Origin of the sequence: Streptomyces sp. NRRL B-1347, assembly GCF_000720325.1 — a bacterium.
In the GTDB taxonomy this organism is placed as follows: Bacteria; Actinomycetota; Actinomycetes; order Streptomycetales; family Streptomycetaceae; genus Streptomyces.
Genome location: NZ_JOJM01000006.1, coordinates 174,454 through 195,105, shown reverse-complemented (window position 1 = coordinate 195,105; position 20,652 = coordinate 174,454). Strand labels below are relative to the sequence as shown.

General features: G+C 73.6%; 15 protein-coding genes. 7 read left to right on the top strand and 8 right to left on the bottom strand.

Annotated elements, in window-relative coordinates:
• Positions 1–148: 148 nt before the first annotated feature.
• A complete protein-coding gene (locus tag IG74_RS0109430; RefSeq protein ID WP_030672735.1) occupies positions 149–1,765 on the bottom strand; it encodes an L-lactate permease in 1,617 nt (538 codons plus the stop codon).
• Between the two features lie 177 nt (positions 1,766–1,942).
• A complete protein-coding gene (locus tag IG74_RS0109425) occupies positions 1,943–2,365 on the bottom strand; it encodes a DUF3499 domain-containing protein (RefSeq protein ID WP_030672732.1) in 423 nt (140 codons plus the stop codon).
• Between the two features lie 262 nt (positions 2,366–2,627).
• Between IG74_RS0109425 and IG74_RS0109420 the strand changes: the two genes are divergently transcribed.
• Positions 2,628–3,083, top strand: a complete 456-nt coding sequence (locus IG74_RS0109420) for a metallopeptidase family protein (RefSeq protein ID WP_030672729.1) — start codon at positions 2,628–2,630, stop codon at positions 3,081–3,083.
• A gap of 15 nt (positions 3,084–3,098) precedes the next feature.
• Here the strand turns inward: IG74_RS0109420 and IG74_RS0109415 are convergent, their stop codons facing one another.
• The 3 genes from IG74_RS0109415 to IG74_RS0109405 all read right to left on the bottom strand — a co-directional run bounded on the left by IG74_RS0109415 (position 3,099) and on the right by IG74_RS0109405 (position 8,838).
• A complete protein-coding gene (locus IG74_RS0109415) occupies positions 3,099–4,583 on the bottom strand; it encodes a DUF5719 family protein (RefSeq protein WP_030672726.1) in 1,485 nt (494 codons plus the stop codon).
• Entirely contained in the window at positions 4,580–8,293 is a 3,714-nt protein-coding gene (locus IG74_RS0109410; protein WP_030672724.1) for a glycosyltransferase family 2 protein, read from the bottom strand. Before IG74_RS0109410 ends, IG74_RS0109415 begins: the two co-directional genes overlap by 4 nt.
• Positions 8,294–8,574: 281 nt before the next feature.
• Complete coding sequence (locus IG74_RS0109405; protein WP_030672713.1) at positions 8,575–8,838, bottom strand: WhiB family transcriptional regulator; 264 nt, start codon at positions 8,836–8,838, stop codon at positions 8,575–8,577.
• A gap of 751 nt (positions 8,839–9,589) precedes the next feature.
• Here IG74_RS0109405 and IG74_RS0109400 point away from each other — a divergent pair.
• The 3 genes from IG74_RS0109400 to IG74_RS0109390 all read left to right on the top strand — a co-directional run bounded on the left by IG74_RS0109400 (position 9,590) and on the right by IG74_RS0109390 (position 12,505).
• Positions 9,590–10,105 carry a cysteine dioxygenase gene (locus tag IG74_RS0109400; protein ID WP_030672711.1) on the top strand — a complete coding sequence of 172 codons (516 nt, stop codon included), beginning with the start codon at positions 9,590–9,592 and terminating at the stop codon, positions 10,103–10,105.
• An 88-nt stretch (positions 10,106–10,193) separates the two neighbouring features.
• Complete coding sequence (gene cofD / locus IG74_RS0109395; protein WP_030672708.1) at positions 10,194–11,159, top strand: 2-phospho-L-lactate transferase; 966 nt, start codon at positions 10,194–10,196, stop codon at positions 11,157–11,159.
• Positions 11,156–12,505: a coenzyme F420-0:L-glutamate ligase gene (locus IG74_RS0109390; RefSeq protein ID WP_030672704.1), complete on the top strand. Its 1,350-nt coding sequence runs from the start codon at positions 11,156–11,158 to the stop codon at positions 12,503–12,505. The genes cofD and IG74_RS0109390 overlap by 4 nt, the downstream gene beginning before the upstream one ends.
• Before the next feature lie 12 nt (positions 12,506–12,517).
• Here the strand turns inward: IG74_RS0109390 and IG74_RS0109385 are convergent, their stop codons facing one another.
• The 3 genes from IG74_RS0109385 to IG74_RS0109375 all read right to left on the bottom strand — a co-directional run bounded on the left by IG74_RS0109385 (position 12,518) and on the right by IG74_RS0109375 (position 16,206).
• Positions 12,518–13,522 (bottom strand): DNA-3-methyladenine glycosylase family protein, encoded by a 1,005-nt coding sequence (locus IG74_RS0109385; protein ID WP_030672701.1) that lies wholly within the window; start codon positions 13,520–13,522, stop codon positions 12,518–12,520.
• A 55-nt stretch (positions 13,523–13,577) separates the two neighbouring features.
• Positions 13,578–14,660 (bottom strand): nucleotidyltransferase family protein, encoded by a 1,083-nt coding sequence (locus IG74_RS0109380; protein WP_030672699.1) that lies wholly within the window; start codon positions 14,658–14,660, stop codon positions 13,578–13,580.
• 94 nt (positions 14,661–14,754) lie between these two features.
• Positions 14,755–16,206 carry a peptidoglycan recognition protein gene (locus tag IG74_RS0109375; RefSeq protein WP_030672697.1) on the bottom strand — a complete coding sequence of 484 codons (1,452 nt, stop codon included), beginning with the start codon at positions 16,204–16,206 and terminating at the stop codon, positions 14,755–14,757.
• A gap of 138 nt (positions 16,207–16,344) precedes the next feature.
• On the opposite strand from IG74_RS0109375, the gene IG74_RS0109370 reads away from it, so the two are divergent.
• From IG74_RS0109370 to IG74_RS0109360, 3 genes are all read left to right on the top strand, one after another.
• The gene (locus tag IG74_RS0109370; protein ID WP_030672694.1) at positions 16,345–17,097 is read left to right on the top strand and encodes a TIGR03089 family protein; all 753 of its coding nucleotides are present in this window, start codon (positions 16,345–16,347) and stop codon (positions 17,095–17,097) included.
• 130 nt (positions 17,098–17,227) lie between these two features.
• Positions 17,228–18,517, top strand: coding sequence for an LCP family protein (locus IG74_RS0109365; RefSeq protein ID WP_030672691.1), 1,290 nt, complete (start codon positions 17,228–17,230; stop codon positions 18,515–18,517).
• A gap of 226 nt (positions 18,518–18,743) precedes the next feature.
• The gene (locus IG74_RS0109360; RefSeq protein WP_051854728.1) at positions 18,744–20,537 is read left to right on the top strand and encodes an LCP family protein; all 1,794 of its coding nucleotides are present in this window, start codon (positions 18,744–18,746) and stop codon (positions 20,535–20,537) included.
• The last annotated feature ends 115 nt before the right edge of the window (positions 20,538–20,652 follow it).

The following is a 20,652-nucleotide window of genomic DNA, read 5'->3' as shown; positions in this document are numbered from 1 at the left end:
AGCCTCTCTCTACGTACGTTCAGCGACGCGTCGGGGGCGCCCGGGCGGGCGGCCGCACGCGGCGGACTTCCATCGGCGGACTTCCTACGGCGCCCCCAAACTACCTCCAACCACTGACAGCGGGTTGTGGCGGCGTTACCCAAGGACGTCAGGGAAGCATCCAGCCGAGCACCGCCGTGCTCTGGCCCACCACGATCAGGCACATCACGAGCAGCAGGCCGAGGCTCCAGGGCAGCACCTTGCGCAGCAGATCGCCCTCCTTGCCCGCGAGCCCGACGGCCGCGCAGGCGATGGTCAGGTTCTGCGGGGAGATCATCTTGCCGAGCACCCCGCCCGAGCTGTTGGCGGCGGCGAGGAGTTCGGGCGACAGGCCCGACTGTTCGGCCGCGGTCACCTGGAGGGCGCCGAACAGCGCGTTCGCGGAGGTGTCCGAGCCGGTCACCGCGACGCCGAACCAGCCGAGCACCGGCGAGAGGAAGGCGAGGCCCGCGCCCGCGTCGGCCACGAAGTGCCCGATGGTGGCGGCCTGTCCGGAGAGGTTCATGACGTACGCGAGCGCGAGGACGCTCGTCACCGTGAGGATCGCGAACCGCAGTTCGTGGACGGTCGCCGCCCACTCCCGTGCCGCCACGCGCGCGTGGACACCGAGTACGGCGGCCGTCCCCAGGCCTGCGAGCAGGACGAGGGTGCCGCCGGTGGCCACCAGGGGCAGCGAGAAGACGTTGCCCCCGACCGGGTCGCCCGTGGGCCCCGCGACGTCGAGGAAGGGCCAGTCGAAGGTGCGGGTGGCCTCGGCGAGGAAGTCCTTGACGGGCGGGATCTGCGCGACGGAGAAGATCGCGACGATCAGGGCGTACGGGGCGTAGGCGCGCAGCACGTCCGCGCGCGGGTCGTCGCGGTCGAGGTCCTCGCTGCGCGCGCCGGTCAGGACCGCGGCGCGTACGGGTTCGGCCGCGGGCCTGCGGGCGTGCGGCACGGCCACGAGGGCGCCCGCGCCCGCCAAAGCGGCACCGATGTCGGCCAGTTGCGCGGAGACGTAGTTGGAGGCGGCGAACTGGGCGGCGGCGAAGGCGAAGCCGCAGGCGAGGGCGGGCACCCAGGTCTCGCGCAGACCGCGCCGCCCGTCGACGAGGGCGACCAGGAGCAGCGGCACGACCAGGGCGAGCAGCGGCGTCTGGCGGCCGACCACGGTGGCGACGGTGTCCAGGGGGATGCCGGTGACCTGCGCGAGCGTCACCACGGGGGTGCCCATGGCGCCGAAGGCGACGGGCGCGGTGTTGGCGACGAGGGCGACGACCGCGGCGCGCACCGGGTCGAAGCCGAGCGCCACGAGCATGACCGCGCTGATCGCGACGGGCGCACCGAAGCCTGCGAGCGCTTCCAGCAGCGCGCCGAAGCAGAAGGCGACGACGAGCGCCTGGATGCGCGGGTCGTCGGAGAGGCGCCCGAAGGAGCGTCTGAGGATGTCGAAGTGCCGGGTGCGGACGGTCATCCGGTACACCCACAGGGCGTTGACGACGATCCACAGGATGGGGAAGAGCCCGAACACGGCCCCCTGGGCGGCGCTGGACGCGGTCTGCCCGAGGGGCATGCCGAACACGAGCCAGGCGACGGCGACGGCCATGGCGAGGCCGATGAGCCCGGCCCGGTGCGCCTTCATGCGGACGGCGCCGAGGAGAACGAGGACGGTGAGCAGGGGCAGGGTCGCGACGAGTGCGGACAGGCCGAGCGAGTCGGCCACGGGCTCCAGTTGCTGCACGAACACGGGTGCCTCCCTGGATGATCCCTTGATCACGGGGTGGCGAAATAGTCGTGGCCTCGACAAACAGCCGTCAATCCGTGTGCCGGTGAAGATTCACTCATGGGCGTGCGGAGCGCATGTGCGGGGGCTTGGATCCGCTGGGGACACCGCCCCGGTCGTGCGGCCGTCAGGAATGCGCCCTCAGTTGTCGGGCGAGCGCAGCACCCGCAGGTGGCCGCGGCGCGCGACCTCCATGGGGTCCGCCCCGCGCGAGCCGCCGCCCGCCTCCGCGGCGCGCTCCTGGGGCCGGGCGGCCTCGCGCACGGCGTTGGCGAGCGCTTCGAGGTCGTCGCCGCTGGGCCGGGCCGGGCCCGAGCCGTCGGCGAGCCGGACGACCTCCCAGCCGCGGGGCGCGGTCAGGCGCTCGGAGTGCTCGGCGCACAGGTCGTAGCAGTGGGGTTCGGCGTAGGTGGCGAGGGGGCCGAGGACCGCGGTCGAGTCGGCGTAGACGTACGTCAGCGTCGCGACGGCGGGTCGGCCGCAAGCGGTGCGCGAACAGCGACGTACAGGGCTCACGACGTTGGACGGTACCGCACTCTTGAGCGGGCCGCGACGACTCTCCACCAGGTCACTCCCCCGTGTCGTGCTGTGATCCCGCGCACGGCGTGTCCGGAAAGCACCGCTCTGACCTGCGGCGACACAAGGGACCAACGGGGCCTGTGGTGTTGAACCCGGTCACCACTCGGAACAAATACTGCCAATCGGGGCGAGATCCGCAGTACAGGAGAGATACGCAATCGAGCCCAAGCTTGGCTGGAATGGTCAGGAAGCGACATGCCGCGCTCCGTGCGGAAAGGGCGATCTCGGGGACTACGCTTCGTCAGTGATGGACGACCCCGTACAGCCCCGCGCCGCCGAGCCGAGGCCCCGCCGCCGCGACCGCCACGGCAGGGGCATGCGCGGCCCCGTGGCGCCGCCGCAGGTCCCCCTCTCCGCGAGCCGCGCTGAGGCCTTCACGGACCTCGTGCAGGACTCCGTGGAGCGTCTTGAGCGGCGCTGGCCGCAGCTCACCGAGATCGACTTCCTGGTGCTCGAGGTGCCGCCCACCGTCGGCGGTGCCCCGGACGAGGAGTGGACAGGGGAGACCGTGCCGCTCGGAGGGACCGTGACCGCGTCCGAGGGGCAGCCCGCCCGGGTCGTCGTCTACCGGCGGCCCGTGGAGATCCGCACCAAGGGGCGGGACGAGCGGGCCGCGCTCGTCCACGAGGTGGTCGTCGAGCAGGTCGCCGAGCTCCTCGGGCTCTCTCCGGAGTCGGTGGACCCGCGGTACGGCGAGGACTGACCGTCCGGGCCCCCGCTACTTCTGCAGCACCTCCAGGTCCTGCTTCGCCTTCGGCACCTCCACCGTCCCCCTGTCGTCCGGCAGGGACTGGATCGTGAACATGGGGATGCCGTTCTCGGGGATCTCCAGCATGCGGGAGGCGTAGACCGGGGCGTCCGACTGCGGCTCCAGGGTGAGGGCGTAGGAGCCCTTCAGACCGGAGGGCGCGGGCGGGGCGACGGCGAGCGTCGTGCCCGCCTTGACCGTGTACGTCTTGCTGGTGGGCTCGCCCGCCTCCGTCCCCGGGGACGCCGTCACCTTGACGCGGGTGGTCTTGTCGGGGGCCGTCAGGGAGAGCGTGGCGCCCTTGGCGCGGTTGTCCGCGACGGTGGCGCGGGCGCCCACCGGGGCGGTCGCGGGGATGAACGCCGTCTCCTGCTTGGCGCCCTTGCCGCGGGTGACGCGCAGCGCCGCCACCACCGGCACGGAGTCCTCCGTGGGGGTGAGGACCAGGGAACCCGCCTCCCCCTTGGTCACGTCGCCCAGGTCCACCGCCGTCGTCATGCCGGACTTGACGTGCAGGGTCTCGTGCCCGGCGGGAGTGATCGATCCCGTGGGCGAGGCGAGTTGGACCTTCAGATCGGCGTCGTCGGCGCCCGGCGCGAAAGCGACGAGGCGGACCGAAGTCGCGTCCTTGGGGATGCCCGGAAGCACCAGGCGGGGCGCCGGATCGGCGGCGGCGGGCAGCCAGTCGCCGCCCAGCTCCTCGTCCGACGACTGCACCGCGGCGGCGACGCGGCCGCTGCGCGCGGTGACGTGCATGGTGAGGTTGGCGTGCGGCTTGGGCGTGAGCGTCGACAGGAGCACGGGGACGCTGGAGCGCGGCTGGATCTGGATGGACTCGCCGACCTCGGCCTTCAGGGCGCCGTCGGGGCCGTACAGCTCGATGTCCACGACCGCCGCCGCGTCGTCCGGGTTCATCAGGTGGACGTAGTCGTTGCGGCCCTTGGCGGTGCTGGCGCCGGGGAACCAGAAGTCGGTGTCCGGAGCGGTGCAGTTGGTGCCGTGCAGGCCGCGCCCCGCGCCCGCGCTGACCGAAGTGGTCTGCTGGGCGGTCCAGCCGGGCGCCAGGCGGCCGTCGGCGCTGCCGATGAGCGTGGGGGCCTCCGCGCCCGACTCCTCGCCGGAGACCGGCTTCCCGGGCTCCTTCTGGGTCAGGAACGGCTTGGCGGCCTTGCCCTTGCCGCCCTGCGGCGCATCCGTCAGCTGCTTGACGACGGGGAACAGCGCGGCGCCGCCCGCGCGCCCGGCGGCCTCGGACTTCGGCGTGAACGCCGTGTACGTCGTCTCCGCGAGGTCGGACGTGCTGGGCTCCGGGCACAGCAGCCGCGTGCGCTCCACGGGCAGCCGCTTCGCCGCCGCGACGCCTTCGTCACCCGCGGGGGCGTTGACGGCGGCGAAGCCGGTGACGGCGGCCAGGGCCGCCGCCGCGGCGATCAGGGACAGGGTGGTGCGGTTCACTGCTGGCTCCCGTCGGGGCGCTCACTGTCGGTGCCGTGCGGGGGGCGCGGCGGCATCGGCGGGTGCTGCGGGTGGGCGGCGTCCATGGAGTCGTACGGCTGGCCGTATCCCGGGGTCGTCTCGTACGTGCCGTACGTACCTTCGTAGGCGTACGGGTCGTACTGACCGCCCTGGTAGGGGTCCGCCTGGTACGCCGGGTCGTAGCCCCCGGAGGCGTACTGGCCGCACTGGTGGTGCTGTTCACCGCCGTACGTGCCCTGGTCGGCGCCCGCGTGGGCGGGGGTCTGCCACTCGCCCTGGGCGGGCGCGTGCGGGGGCGGCGACGGGGTGTGCTGGGCCGGGACCGCGCCCAGAGCGGCCCCTTCGGGGGCGCCATCGGGGAACGCGCCCTCCGGGAGGGCCTGTTCGCCCTGGGCCCGCAGCCTGCGCGCCCTGCGGCCCTCGCCCGAGGCGGCCTGCGCGGGCACCAGCTCCTCCTCCGGGAGGTCGTCGTCCACGTCGCGGCGGCGTCCGGGCAGCGCGAGGACCACCAGGACGAGCGCGAGCGCGCCCTGCGTCCACAGCAGCGCCGTGTGGGTCGCCGACGGCTCGTACGCGATGTCCAGGCGGCCACCGGAGGCGGGCAGTTCGAAGCCCTGGGCCCAGCCGTCCACGGTGGTCCTGGTGAGCGCGCGGCCGTCCAGGGTCGCCGTCCAGCCCGGGTCCGCCGCGTCGGCGAGGCGCAGCACGCGGCCCTCGTCGCCGGACGGGACCTTGGCGTGCACCTCCACGGGCCCGGCGGCGACCGGCTCGGGGTCCCGGGAGCCGGACACGATGGCCGCGCGGGCGACCTGCCGGTCCACGCGCCACAGCGCGCTGCCGTCCTCCTGGCTGAGCCGGGTCAGGCCCGGCGTGGTGTCCAGGGTGCGGCTCAGCTGCCGGGGCGCCCCGTCGCGGACGAGGACGTAGCGCACCGCGTAGCCGCCGAGCTGGTCGGCCTGGTCGGCGCCGGAGCCCGCGAGGAGGCGGGCCACGATGCGGTCGAGGCGGGCGTCCGTGCCGTCCTTCGCGGCGAGTTCGGCGTCTCCGAGGCGGGCGCCGGAGCCGCGGACCAGCATGTAGGCGACCTCTGCCGGGGATTCGCTGTCCAGGACGAGCGTGCGGGCCTGGTCCTGGGTGCGGCTCTCCTCGGCGACGAACGCGGGCACCTGCACGGGGTCGCGCCGCTCCAGCGGGCCGTCGGCGCCGCGGATCATCCACCCGGCGGCGGCGAGCAGCGGCCCGGCGGCGGCGGCGAACGCGATGAGCGCGGCCACCGGCTGGCGCCAGCCGAAGCTCTGCTCGGCGACACGCGCGCGTGCGCCGTCGGCCCCGAGCGCGGCGGCGGCGAGCAGCGCGATGCCGTACGCGAGCGTGGCCGGGCCCGCCCACGCCGAGCCGTTCGAGAGCGCGGCGAACACCAGGGCGACGAGGGCGACGGTCCAGGCGGTGCGGACGGCCAGCTGCCGCTCGGCGCGCAGCAGGGCGGCGAGCGCGGCCAGGACGATGCCGATGAGCAGCAGTCCGTGCACGGTGCCGGGGCCGCCGGGGCTGCCGCCGAGCAGGTCGAGCGCGGACCCGGACCCCGTGCCGTACGCGAGCCCTGCCTCCTTGAAGAAGCCGGTCGGCAGCAGCGTGAGGGACCACGGCGCGAGGACGAGCAGCGGCGTGCCGACGGCGGCCAGGAAGCGCAGGCCGTACGCGAGGGGGTCGCCGCGGCGCAGCGCGAGCACCAGGAGTCCGACGACGACGGCGATGGGCCACACGATGGGCGTGAAGGCCGTGGTGACGGTCAGGAGCAGCGCGTACGCCCAGGTGGCGCGCCAGCTGCCGCGGGCGCCGTCCTGGGCCGTGAGCCCGGCCGCCGACGCCCCCGCGCGCGCGATGAGCGGCAGCAGGACGGCGAGGACGGCGGTGCCGATCCGGCCGCCCGCGAGCGCGCCGGTGGTGGCGGGCAGGAAGGCGTAGGCGACGGACGCCCACGCGCGCAGCAGCCGGGAGGTGACCAGGGGCCTGGACGCGAAGTAGGCGGTGAAGCCCGCGAGCGGCACCGAGCCGATCAGCAGGACGGTGACGGCGAGCCCGGTGGAGCCGAGCAGGAGCGTCGACAGGCCGGCCAGGAGGGCCAGGTAGGGAGGTGCCGCGTCGGTGCCGCCGATGCCCACGGGGTGCCAGGCGTCCGCGTACCGCGACCACAGGGCCGAGGCGTCGGCGGGCGCGGGCAGGAGCGCGCCGCCCGCGAGCGCGCCGCCGCCGAGCAGCGACCGGCACGCGACGAGCGACACGAAGAGCAGCACTACGAAGAGCAGCGGTCCGGGCTTGCGGGCGACGCGCTTGAGGCGGGCGAACTGCTCGATCTCCAGGAAGTCGGCGTCGTCGCCGCCGGGCCCCGACTCGACGGCTCCGTGCCGTCCCGCGGCGGAGACCTCGGGGTCGGAACCGCCGACCAGGTGGCTCGCGACCTGCTCGACGGTGGCGCGCACCGTGGCGCCGGGCGGCGGGAACAGGGGGCGCATCTCGCCGCCGCTCGGCTGCGGCTTGCCGCGCTTCTTGCGGGCGCCGAGGATCCGCTCGGGCCGCAGCAGCGTGCCGAAGAGCCCGGCGACCTCGTCGAGGGCCTGGCCGGGCGCCTTGCCCAGGAGCAGGCCGAGCGTGCGCAGCAGGGTGCCGACGACGAGCCGTACGAGGACCCAGGGCAGCACGGCGGTGCGGGAGTTGACGAGCAGGGTGTAGACCGCGCCCGCCTTGTCGACGCGGTGCGGCGAGGTCGCCGTACGGCCCACGCAGTCGACGGCGCGGCGCTCGCGCGACGCGGCCTCGGCGTGCCGCACGACGGCGTCGGGGGCGACCAGGACGCGGTGTCCGGCCGCGTGGGCGCGCCAGCACAGGTCGACGTCGTCGCGCATGAGGGGCAGCCGGCGGTCGAACCCGCCGAGCCGCTCGAAGACGTCACGGCGGATCAGCATGCCCGCGGTGGACACGGAGAGCACGGGCCGCACGTGGTCGTGCTGGCCCTGGTCCTGCTCGCGCCGGTCGAGGCCGGTCCAGCGGCGGCCCGAGTGCGCGATGGAGACGCCGACCTCGAGCAGCTGCCTGCGGTCGTACCAGCCGCGGAGCTTGGGGCCGACGATCGCGACCTCGCTGCCCGCCTCGCGCTCCGCCTCGACGGCGCGCAGCAGTTCGGCGAGGGCGCCGGGCTCGGGCGCGCAGTCGTCGTGCAGGAGCCACAGCCACTGCTCGGGCTCGCCGTGCGGCAGGTCCGGCAGGTCGTACGCGTCGTCGCGCCAGCTGCGGCTCACCGGGTCCCAGCCGCTGGGGCGCTTCAGATACGGCAGGTCCTCCGGGGTGAGGACGGGGGACGTGCGGACGGCCTCGTCGACGGCGGTGCCGAAGCCGGAGCGGCGGGCCAGGTGCAGCACGCGGTCGTCGCCGAGGGCCTCGGTGACCAGGCGCGCGGAGTCGTCCGCACTGCCGGTGTCGGCCGCGATCGCGTTCTGTACGGGGCGGTCCTGGCCGAGCAGTCCGGCGAGCGCGTCGGGCAGCCAGCGGGCGCCGTCGTGGGAGACGAGCACCGCGGTCACGACGTGCCGGGGGAACTCGGGTGGGCTTGCCGGATCGAACCCGGCGGCGCGGGACGGGTCGAACCCGGCGGCAGCGCCGTCGTGGGCTGCGGGGTGGCTGTGCACGGACATCGAGGTACGGGCCCCGGTTCGCTGGACTGCGGTGGACGCCCGTGCCCTGTGGGGGCGCCGTGGCGTCTCGGACGGGGCCCCACACTAACGGCTGGCAGCGCAACGGCCCGCCGCCTGTGGACAACTGGGGAGTGCCTGGCTGGTATGGGCCGCAGGGGTGCCCGAGCGCGCCGCGCACCGGGCCCGGAACGCCGGACGGGCTGATGCCTGCGCGTCGCAGGAATCAGCCCGTCCGGTAAGCGGGGTCAAGCGGGGCCAGGGGCGGCCGTGGCACGGGGAGATCAGACGGCCGCCTTCTTCAGACGGCGGCGCTCGCGTTCCGAGAGGCCGCCCCAGATGCCGAAGCGCTCGTCGTTCGCAAGCGCGTACTCAAGGCATTCCGAGCGGACCTCGCAGGCGAGGCAGACCTTCTTGGCCTCGCGCGTGGAGCCGCCCTTCTCGGGGAAGAAGGACTCGGGGTCGGTCTGGGCGCACAGTGCGCGCTCCTGCCAGCCGAGTTCGTCGTCCGCGTCTTCGACCAGCAGTTCCTGAACCAGCTCGGTCATATGCGCCCCTCGTCTGTCTTCGCGTCCCCGTGGTGCTGCCGTTACCGATTTCGGCTGAACGACACGAGTGAAATTACAAGTGTGCCGATCCGGGGCAGTCAAGCCGGGATCTGCTATTGAGCCCCTTATTCACTCTGCGGAACCAAGGCTTTGCGGAAAGTGTTCATATCTACCTAAACCATGACACTCGTCAGCGACCGTCCGACAGGTGTCGCACCGCGGCCGCTCACCGACAGGGACGCCACGACTCCCGCTCCCGTTGCAGCGAACTCGCCGAAGCGAACCGGATCACACGAGGACCACGGGATCGCGACGGCGGTCGAGCGCCGGTTGACGCGCCGTTCCGAGCGCCGGTTGGTGCGGCTTGTGTCCCCGGAAGCGCCGCACAAACCTTTCACCTGACAGAACAACCGGATGCGGTGAAACATTGTCCACATTCCGGACATCGAGTTGACAGCTGAGGTGTGAGCCGCTGTCCTGGTGGGCATGCTCGCGAACTTGGCGCTTTCCGTGACCCGCAACAGCGGGTCTTCCGGTGCTGCCCCCGCGCGCTGTCGCTGTACCCGTGCGTGTGCCTGTTCCAGCTGTTGAGTCACACCGTCTCCAGCTGTTGAACCACTGAGCCACCGCCGGGTCCCGGTCACCCCGCTCCCCGGCGCCCGCTCCGTACCGGGCCCGCACCCCTCCGCAGTGCCTCCGCTTTCTGCCCGCGACACCCCAGCACTCTTACGTTGAGGAACCACCGCACCCCATGAACAGCGACAGCGACCTCCAGATCGCCGGCGACATCCTCGAAGTCCCGCACCTGCTGCAGCCCCCGCGCGAGCACCCCGTCACCGTGGCGGAGTTCGCCGGACTCGCCCGCGCCATCGCCGCCGACCGCGCCCAGTGGGCCCCCCTCGTCCAGTACGACGCCACCAGCCGCTGGTACCACCGCCTGCGCACCGCACCCGGCTACGAGGTGTGGCTGCTCTCCTGGGTGCCGGGCCAGAGCAGCGGCCTCCACGGCCACGGCCGCTCCTCCGGGGTACTCACCCTCCTGGAGGGCGAGTTGACCGAGCGCACCCAGCGCGGCACCCGCACCCTCGCCGCGGGAGCACAGCGCGTCTTCGCGCCCGGCTACGTCCACGAGGTCGTCAACGACTCCCTGGAACCCGCCGTGAGCCTGCACGTCTACTACCCCGGCCTCACCGAAATGCCGATGCACACGGCCCGTTGCGAGGCACACGCGCCGCAGGACCCGGCGCGCGACGCACTCACCGCGTAGGGCGCACAACCAGCGCGATCCCGCCAGCCTCACCGCCGATCCCCCGACCGCCTGCCGCGATGTCACACCCGCCTGCGATGCTGGGCACATGCGCATTGTGGTTCTGGCCGGCGGCATCGGCGGCGCCCGTTTCCTCCGCGGCCTCAAGAAGGCCGCGCCCGACGCGGCGATCACGGTCATCGGCAACACCGGTGACGACATCCACCTGTTCGGCCTGAAGGTCTGTCCCGACCTCGACACGGTGATGTACACGCTCGGCGGCGGCATCAACGAGGAACAGGGCTGGGGCCGCGAGGACGAGACCTTCAAGGTGAAGGAGGAGCTCGCGGCCTACGGCGTCGGACCCGAGTGGTTCGGCCTCGGCGACCGCGACTTCGCCACGCACATCGTGCGGACCCAGATGCTCGCCGCCGGCTATCCGCTCAGCGCCGTCACCGAAGCGCTGTGCGAGCGCTGGCAGCCCGGCGTACGGCTCATCCCCATGTCGGACGACCGCGTGGAGACCCACGTCGCCGTCGAGATCGACGGCGAGCGCAAGGCCGTGCACTTCCAGGAGTACTGGGTCCGGATGCGGGCCGCCGTCGACGCCCACGCGATCGTGCCCGTCGGCGCCGAGCAGGCCAAGCCCGCGCCCGGCGTCCTGGAGGCCATCGCCGAGGCCGACGTCATCCTCTTCCCGCCGTCCAACCCCGTGGTCAGCGTCGGCACGATCCTCGCCGTGCCCGGCATCCGCGAGGCCATCGCCGAGGCCGGGGTGCCCGTGGTGGGCCTGTCCCCCATCGTCGGGGACGCGCCCGTGCGCGGCATGGCCGACAAGGTGCTCGCCGCCGTGGGCGTCGAGTCCACGGCCGCCGCCGTCGCCGAGCACTACGGCAGCGGACTGCTCGACGGCTGGCTCGTCGACACGGTCGACGCCACCACCGTGGAGCGCGTCGAGACCGCGGGCATCCGCTGCCGGGCCATCCCGCTGATGATGACGGACCCCGAAGAAGGCACCGCCGCCGCGGCCATGGCCCGCGAGGCGCTCGCCCTCGCCGAGGAGGTCCGCGCGTGACCGCCCCGGAGGCCGGCGCCCCGGCCTTCCGCGTCTGGGCCGTGCCCGGACTGCCCGAGATCCGCCACGGCGACGACCTGGCGAAGCTGATCGCCGACGCCGAGCCCGGGCTCGCCGACGGGGACGTCGTCCTCGTCACCTCGAAGATCGTCAGCAAGGCCGAGGGGCGCGTCGTCGCCGCCACCGACCGCGAGGCCGCGATCGACGCGGAGACCGTGCGCGTCGTGGCCCGGCGCGGCACCCTGCGCATCGTCGAGAACCGCCAGGGCCTGGTGATGGCCGCCGCCGGGGTCGACGCCTCCAACACCCCCGCCGGGACCGTCCTGCTCCTTCCCGAGGACCCCGACGCGTCCGCCCGCGCCCTGCGCGCGGGGCTGCGCGACGCGCTCGGCGTGGACGTCGGCGTGCTCGTCACCGACACGTTCGGGCGCCCCTGGCGCTCCGGCCTGACCGACGTCGCCATCGGGGCCGCCGGGGTGCGGGTCCTCGACGACCTGCGCGGCGGCGTGGACTCGTACGGCAATCCGCTCCAGGCCACCGTCGTCGCCACCGCCGACGAACTGGCCGCCGCGGGTGACCTCGTGAAGGGCAAGGCCGCGGGCCTTCCGGTCGCGGTCGTGCGGGGCCTTCCGCACGCGGTGCGCGGCGCGGACGCCCCCGACGGGACCGACGGGACCGACGCCCCGGACACCGGGGCGCGGGCCCTGGTGCGGGACGCCCGGGACGACATGTTCCGGCTCGGCACGAGCGAGGCCGTACGGGAGGCCCTCGCGCTGCGGCGCACGGTGCGGGAGTTCACCGACGAGCCCGTCGACCCCGGGGCCGTGCGGCGCGCCGTCGCCGCCGCCGTGACCGCGCCCGCGCCGCACCACACGACGCCCTGGCGGTTCGTGCTCCTGGAGTCGGCTCAGTCGCGGGTGCGGCTGCTCGACGCCATGCGGGACGCCTGGGTCGCGGACCTGCGGCGGGACGGCAAGTCCGAGGAGTCCATCGCCCGCCGCGTCCGCCGCGGCGACGTCCTGCGCAACGCGCCCTACCTGGTGGTCCCCTGCCTCGTCATGGACGGGGCGCACACGTACGGGGACGAGCGGCGGGACGCGGCCGAGCGCGAGATGTTCGTCGTCGCCACGGGGGCCGGGGTGCAGAACCTCCTGGTGGCGCTGGCCGGGGAGCGCCTCGGATCCGCGTGGGTGTCCTCGACGATGTTCTGCCGGGACGTCGTACGGGACGTTCTCGGGCTGCCCGGGGAGTGGGAACCGATGGGGGCCGTCGCGGTGGGGCACCCGGCGGTCGCGCCCAGCGCCCGGGTCGGGCGGGGCGCGGACGAGTTCCTGGTGGTGCGCTAGCCGGGGCGGGCGCTACAGGCTCGCGATGTCGGCCTTCGGCATCTTGGGCTTGCGTCGGGGTGGGGTGCGGCCGCTGAGGCAGATCAGCCGGGCCGCGCGGTGGCGCTGGCCCTCGTAGGGGGCCAGGAGCTCCAGCATGCGGGCGTCGTCGGCGTCGCGCTCGCCCGCCAGGGCGTAGCCGATGACGCCGGGCAGATGCAGGTCCCCGACGGTGACGGCGTCGGGGGCGCCGTTGCTGCGCTGGACCGTCTCCGCCGAGGTCCAGGGGCCGATGCCGGGGATCAGCTCCAGGCGGGACCTGGCCTTGTCCGCGGGCATGGCCGCCGCCTCCTCCAGGCGGCCGGCCACCCGCGCGGCCCGCAGGATCGCCGAGGCGCGCTTGTCGTCCACGCCCGCCTTGTGCCACTCCCAGGACGGGATGCGGCACCACGTCGCCGGGTCGGGCATCACGTGCATGCGGGCCTGCGGCGGCGTCGGCCCCGGGGCCGGTTCGCCGTACCCGCGGACCAGCAGGCGCCAGGCGCGGTACGCCTCGTCCGTGGTGACCTTCTGCTCCAGGACCGACGGGATCAGCGACTCGAGGACCAGGCCCGTGCGGGTCAGGCGCAGGCCCTGGCGGCGGCGCTCCGTGAGGGCGACCAGGCGGTGGCGGGCCGTGAAGTCGTCCGGGGCGTCCGCGGCCCCGAGCAGCCGGGGCAGCGCGTCCAGGAGCCAGTCCGCTCCCGGGCCCCAGGCCTCGGCCTCCGCCGTGCCCGCGCGCAGCGCCACGCGCAGGGTGCCGGGGCCCTGCGGGGTGCGGCTCGCCCGCCAGACCGAGCCGTCGGGGGTGGTGCGGAAGGTGGGATCGGCGGGGCCCCGGCGCAGCGGGCCCAGGGTGAGGCCCAGGTCCAGCGGGGCCGTGGGCGTCCAGGTGCGGTGCTTGGGCGCGGTGGAGGTCCGGGGCCGCGCCGCGGGGACGCGGGTTTCGCCGCCGCGCACGGTGGTGCGGGTGGGGCGCGGGGCGAAACGGGAGGACATCCGTCGAGGGTAGCCCTGCCGGAGCCCGCACGCCCCGGCCCTTGCCGAAGGGGCCCTACTGGTCCGAGGAGAAGCGGACCGCTCCCGGCGGGAGCGTGGCCTCGCACCAGACGCGTACGCCGTCCCGCAGTTCGTTGTCCGCGCCGATCCGGGCGCCGTCGCCCACCACCGCGCCGGTGAGGACCGAGCGGGCCCCCACCGAGGCACGGGCGCCGACGAGCGAGTCGGTGATGACGGCGCCGGGCTCGATGACCGCGCCGGACAGGATCGTGCTGCCGTAGAGCCGGGCGCCCTCGCCGACCACCGCGTGCTCGCCGATCACCGTGCCGCCGGTCAGCTTGGCGTCGGCCGCGACCCGGGCGGACGGCAGGACCAGGCGGTCGCCGCAGCGGCCGGGCACCGCGGGCGACGGGGCGCGGCCGAGGACGAGGTCGGCGGAGCCACGCACGAAGGCCTGCGGGGTGCCGAGATCGAGCCAGTACGTGGAGTCGACCATGCCCTGGAGGTGCGCGCCGGAGGCGAGCAGCTCGGGGAAGGTCTCGCGCTCGACGGAGACGGGGCGGCCCGCGGGGATGGTGTCGATGACCGAGCGGCGGAACACGTACGCGCCCGCGTTGATCTGGTCGGTGACGATCTCCTCGGGCGTCTGGGGCTTCTCCAGGAAGGCGAGGACCTTGCCCGACTCGTCCGTGGGGACGAGGCCGTACGCGCGCGGGTCCGTGACCCGGGTCAGGTGCAGCGAGACGTCCGCCCGCGTCCGCTCGTGCTCGGCGACCAGGGCGCGGATGTCGAGCCCGGTGAGGATGTCGCCGTTGAAGACGAGGACGGGGTCCTGCGGTCCCGAGCGGAGGCGCGACGCCACGTTGCGGATGGCGCCGCCGGTGCCCAGGGGCTCCTCCTCGGTGACGTACTCGATGTGGAGACCGAGTGCCGAGCCGTCGCCGAAGTACGGCTCGAACACCTCTGCCAGGTACGACGTGGCGAGGACGATGTGGTCCACGCCCGCCGCGCGCGCCCTGGCGAGCTGGTGGGTGAGGAACGGGACGCCCGCCGCCGGGACCATGGGCTTGGGTGTGTTCACCGTGAGCGGCCGCAACCGGGTGCCCTTGCCGCCGACCAGGAGGATCGCTTCTGTCACCTGTCGTCTCTGCTTCCTGCTGGGGCCGGCCGAACTGTGTTTCGGCCGGCCAGTGTATGCAGACGTGTATGCGGACCGTGCGGTGCGATCGGCCTCAGCGTCCCTGGTAGCGAGCCGAAGCGGAACGGGCCGTGCCGAGTTTGCTGTAAAGGCGGCGGCCCGGGCACTCGGTGGCGAAGCCGTCCCGATGGCCGGAGATCACATTCAGCCGGACCTTCGTGCCCTTCCTGTAGAGGTTGCCACCTCCCGACTTCAGGTATGTCGTTCCGCGGGGATTCGCCCCGAACAGGCCGAGCTTCCACGCCGTGAGGCGGGCGACGGCGGTGACCGCGGCCTTCGGCGGGGCGGCACTCGTGTAGGTGCCGAGGACGGCGATGCCCATGCTGTTGGTGTTGAAACCGAGGGTGTGGGCGCCGAGGACCGCCTTCGCCACGCCCCCGGCGCGGCCTTCGTAGATGTTTCCGCACTTGTCGACGGCGAAGTTGTAGCCGATGTCGCGCCAGCCACTGCTCTCGACGTGGTAGCGGTAGATACTGCGCAGGACGGAGGGCGCCTGTGAGCAGCGGTAGTTGTTGCCGGTGGCGCTGTGGTGCACGAAGGCGGCCTTGACGGTCTTCGTGTACGCGAAGTTCCGTTCGCGAAGCCGCTCGTCGGCGCCCCAGCCGCGGCGCGTGACGATGCGCGGGCGCGGGCCGACGTAGGGCCGGGCCCCGGTGGCGTCCGGGAGGCCGCGGGCGGCGAGCAGGTCGGCCTGCGTGCGCTCCTTGGTCAGCTCGGGGATGGTCAGGGCGCCGAGCGGGGCGAGGTCGGCGTTCACGGCGGAGGAGGCCGCGGCCTCGGCCGTCATGGTGTTCGCGCGCGGGGCGTCGGCCGGGGTGCCGCCGGGCGGGGGCTCCGCCCCGGGATCCACGAGCTCCAGGCGCAGCCCGGCGGGCAGGAGGCCCGGGGAGCCGCCCGCCGGGCCCCGGCCGCCGTCCGCGTCGCCCACGGGAGCGGGCGTGTCACCCACGGGGACGGGCGCGTCGCCCACGGGGGCAGGCGCGTCACCCGGCTCCCCCGCGCGCGCCCCCGTCGAGCGCTCCGCGGCGAGCGCCCGTACGCGTACCTCCACCCCGTCCGAGTCCCCCACCCACAGCGGCGCCGTCGTCCCGCGCACCCGGCCGGAGCCGCGCTCGTCCGTGCCGGGGTCCGCGGCGTGCTCGTGGTTGTGCGTCTCGACGTCCTGCCAGGCGGACCAGACCGTGGTGCCGGTGGCGCGGGTGCGGACCTGGACGCTGCCGCGCAGTTCGTCGTCCGGGTCGTCCCAGACGACGCCGAGCAGGGAGAACGGCCGTACGTCACGCCGCGGCAGGCCCTCCGCGCGGGCCGCGCCGCCCGCCCGGTCGGAGCCGAGCGGGGCCAGCGGGAGCGACTGGGTGCTGCCGGGCGGCGCGGCCGCCGCGCGCGGCCCGGCGGCCGTGGCGGCGGCCGCCGACGGGAGGGCGAGGGGCAGGGCCAGTGCCGCCGCGCAGGTGACACCGATCGAGGAAGCAAGGAATCCACGCATGCAGACGATCGTCTGTATACCGGGCATATCTGTCCATTGGGGAACTGACGGTCCGTCGGCCCGGAGTCGGCCGAACCGGTGGCCCCAACTGCCCCGCCCGCACGGGCGACACGCGGGCCCCCGCGTACCCTTGCGGCCGTGAACGCCAACGACCGCACCCCTGCCGACCTGCTGCGATCCGCGCTCGCCGCCGACCCGGCGCGCCCGCTCGTCACCTACTACGACGACGCCACCGGTGAGCGCGTGGAATTGTCCGTGGCCACCTTCGCCAATTGGGTGGCCAAGACCGCCAATCTGCTCCAGGGCGACCTCGCCGCCGAGCCCGGTGACCGGCTCGCCCTGCTCCTGCCCGCGCACTGGCAGACGGCCGTGTGGCTGCTCGCCTGCTCCTCGGTGGGCGTCGTCGCGGACGTCGGCGGCGACCCGGCCCGCGCCGACCTCGTCGTCAGCGGCCCCGACACCCTGGAGGCGGCGCGGGCCTGCTCCGGGGAGCGGGTGGCGCTCGCGCTCCGGCCGCTCGGCGGGCGCTTCCCGCAGGCCCCGGACGGATTCGCCGACTACGCGGTGGAGGTGCCGAGCCAGGGCGACCGCTTCGCGCCGTACGCGCCCGTGGACCCGGACGAGCCCGCCCTCGCCGTCGCCGGGACCGAGCTGACCGGGGCGGACCTGGTGGCGCGGGCCCTGGACGACGCCGCCGGGCTCGGCCTCGCGGCCGGGTCGCGGCTGCTGTCCGGCCGCCCCTACGACAGCTGGGACGGGCTGAGCGCCGGGCTGTACGCGCCGCTCGCCTCCGGCGGGTCCGTGGTCCTGTGCCGCAACCTCGACCGGCTCGCCGAGGGCGGTCTGGAGAAGCGGGTGGAGGCGGAGCGGGTCACCGTGACGGCGGCGTAGCCGGGCGGGCCGCGCCTCCCCGGGGACCCCTCACCCGTCCGGCCCACCATCCCCGGGCCCCCCGCCGCCGCTCGGTCCATGGTCGTAGGAGCGCCACGAACCGACGCAGCCACGAGGGGTGGATCCAGACGTGACCGACAGCACGTACGGACCGGGCGCGGGGGCGAGTCCGTCGGGGCTCGCCGCGCGGCGCCGCAGACGACGCTGGCTGCGGTACGCCGGGGTCGCCACGGCCGTGGTCGTACTGGCGGCGGGCGGCGCCGGCTGGGCCGTGTACCGGAAGCTCGACGGGAACATCACGGAGGACACCGACGCCGCCGCCGAGCTCGCGCGCTACGAGAAGGAGCGGCCGACACCGCTCGTGCACGACGCGCAGAACATCCTCCTGATCGGCTCGGACACCCGCTCGGGGCGCGGCAACCGCAAGTACGGGCGCGACTTCGGCACCCAGCGCTCGGACACCACGATCCTGCTGCACCTGGCCGCCGACCGGCAGAGCGCCACCGCGGTGTCGCTGCCGCGCGACCTGATGGTGCACGTCCCGAGCTGCCGCCGCCCGGACGGCTCCCGCACCCGGGCCCAATTCGCGCAGTTCAACTGGGCGTTCGAGTTCGGCGGCACGGCCTGCACGATCCGTACGGTGGAGAAGCTCACGAACATCCGCGTCGACCACCACATGGTGGTGGACTTCGCCGGGTTCAAGGACATGGTGGACGCCGTCGACGGCGTGCAGGTGTGCCTCAGGAAGCCGGTGGACGACGCCGCCGCGAAGCTGCGGCTCCCCGCCGGGCGGCAGACCCTCAACGGCGAGCAGGCCCTCGGATTCGTCCGCGCCCGCAAGTCGCTCGGCAACGGCAGCGACACCGAACGCATGGACCGGCAGCAGGAGTTCCTCGGCGCGCTCGTCAACAAAGTGCGCAGCAATGACGTCCTGCTGAATCCGGTGAAGCTCTATCCCGTCCTGGACGCGGCCACGTCGTCGCTCACCACGGACCCGGGACTCGCGAGCCTGCGCGGTTTGTACGAACTGGTACGCGGATTGCGCAATATCCCCACAGAACGGGTTCAATTCCTCACGGTGCCGCGCCGCTCGTACACGTACGACGCGAATCGGGACGAGCTGGTGGAGCCCGCGGCCGACGAACTCTTCAGCCGCCTCCGCGAGGACGAGCCGGTCCAGGTGGCCCGCGTACGGCCGGACACGGCGACCGCCTCGACCACCTCGAACAGCGCCGAATCCGCGTACGAAAACGGCGACGGCGGCGGCGAGTACGAAGAAGAGGACGACTCCGGCGAGGGATCCGAGGACTACGAAGACGGCGGCGAATGGAGCGACGAGAAGCCGGACGACCCCACGCACACGCCGAGCCCGGCCCCCACATTCCGGGGCAACACGGCTGCCGGATCCGCCTGTACGTAATCCGAACACCGGGCGGACAGTGCCTCGCGGCCAAGAAATTGGGCGGATTGCCCAGTTGTAGGGGAGTGGAATTTGTCACCGGCGTCGTTGGACGCTGAACTGGGCGGATAGTGTGAGCCGATCCGGTGTCCGGCCGATGGGCCGCACACCGCTGGTACGACTGGACCGAGCGCCTTCTTAAGGGGGGAAAGGCGCCGCGTGGCCCTGACGGAGGACGCAAACAACCGTGGACGCGCAAGGCCGTGGGCGGGCGGAGAACATCGATCCCGCAGACCAGTGGGTGCTCAATCCGCAGACCGGTGACTACGAGCTGCGACTGAGCCCTTCCGCAGAGCAGTCGGCACCCCAGACCGGTGTTCCGGGACCCCGCAGGGCGGCGCCGCGACGAGGCGCCCCGCGCCCGGCGGAACCGCAGCAGGGCACGCCGCAGGAGGGCGCCCCGCGCCCCGGCACGCGCGGCCCCGAGCGCCCGGGGAGCCGCGGCGGCGGCCGGGAGCAGGTGCCGGGCCAGCGCAGGCGCCGCGCCGCGCAGCCGGAGGCTGCGGGCAGCAGGCGCAAGGGCAAGACCAAGAAGAAGAAGTCCACCGGCAAGCGGATACTGGCGTGGACGGGCGGCTCGGTCGCCTTCGTGGTCATCGCGGCGGGCGTCGGCGGCTATCTGTACTACCAGCACCTCAACGGCAACATCACGTCCGTCTCCGACGACGGCGCGGGCACCGGCGGCTTCAGCAAGGACCGCGCGATCAACATCCTGCTCGTGGGCACGGACGAGCGCAGCGGCGACGGCAACAAGGGCTACGGCGACGAGGGCAGCGTCGGGCACGCGGACACCACGATCCTGCTGCACGTGTCCAAGGACCGGTCCAACGCGACCGCGCTGAGCATCCCCCGGGACCTGATCACCGACATCCCGGACTGCCCCACCAAGCAGGACGACGGCTCCACCAAGACGATCCCGGGCTCGCAGAAGGTCCGCTTCAACGAGAGCCTCGGGCAGAACGAGCGCACGCCCAGCTGTGTCATGCGCACGGTCACGCAGATCACCGGCATAGAGCTCGACCACTTCATGGTGGCCGACTTCAACGCGGTCAAGACGCTGTCCAGCGCGGTCGACGGCGTGGACGTGTGCCTCGCCAAGGACTTCGACGACCCCAAGTCGCATCTGAAGCTGCCCGCGGGCAAGCACTCGATCGAGGGCGAGGAGGCGCTGGCGTTCGTCCGGACCCGGTACACCGTGGGCACCGGCGGTGACCTCAGCCGGATCCAGCTGCAGCAGCAGTTCCTCAGCTCGCTCATGCGCAAGCTGAAGTCGAAGGGCACGCTGACCAGCCCGAAGAAGATCATAAGTCTGGCGGAGGCGGGCACGAAGGCGCTCACCGTCGACTCCAAGATCGACGACATAATGAAACTCCGTGACCTCGGCATGGAGCTCGGCAAGTTCGACATGAAGAACCTGACCTTCGCGACGACCCCGGTGGTCGACAACCCCGCCGAGAAGAAGCCCGTCACGGTCGTGCTGAACAAGGCCAAGTCCGACGAGCTGTTCTCGATGCTGCGCGAGGACGTGTCGCTGACCGAGGTCAAGAAGAAGGAGAAGAAGGAGAAGGCCGCCGTGGCCGCGCGCCTGAAGGGCCCGCGCGCCGAGGCCGGTGACGTCCGCGTCGACGTCTACAACGGCAGCGAACGCAACGGCGCCGCTCAGGAAACTCTCAGCTGGCTGCAGAACACTGAGGGCGTGACCAAGTCCAGCCAGCTCGGCAACGCGGGCAAACAGGGCAAGACGACCGTGGAGTACAGCCCCGGCCAGGCCGACGAGGCGCGGAAACTGGCCGACCTCATGGGGCTGCCCGCCGCCGCCCTGAAGCCGGGCAAGAGCGAGAAGAACGCACAGGGGCTCCCGGCGATGGTGCTGACCCTCGGTGCCGACTTCAAGGGCGCGGGGGTGCCCATCAAGGCCCCGTCGAAGGCCCCGGACGGCATCCAGAAGGTCGAGGCCGACAAAACCGTGTGTGCCAAGTGACCTGAGGCGTTCGTTTCACGTCTCACAGAACGCCCCGGTGGTTGAAGCGTGACATACCGCGCCGACTGCCGGGGCGGCGGCAGCTCGCCGCAAGTGGCAGCGGGTGAGCCACACT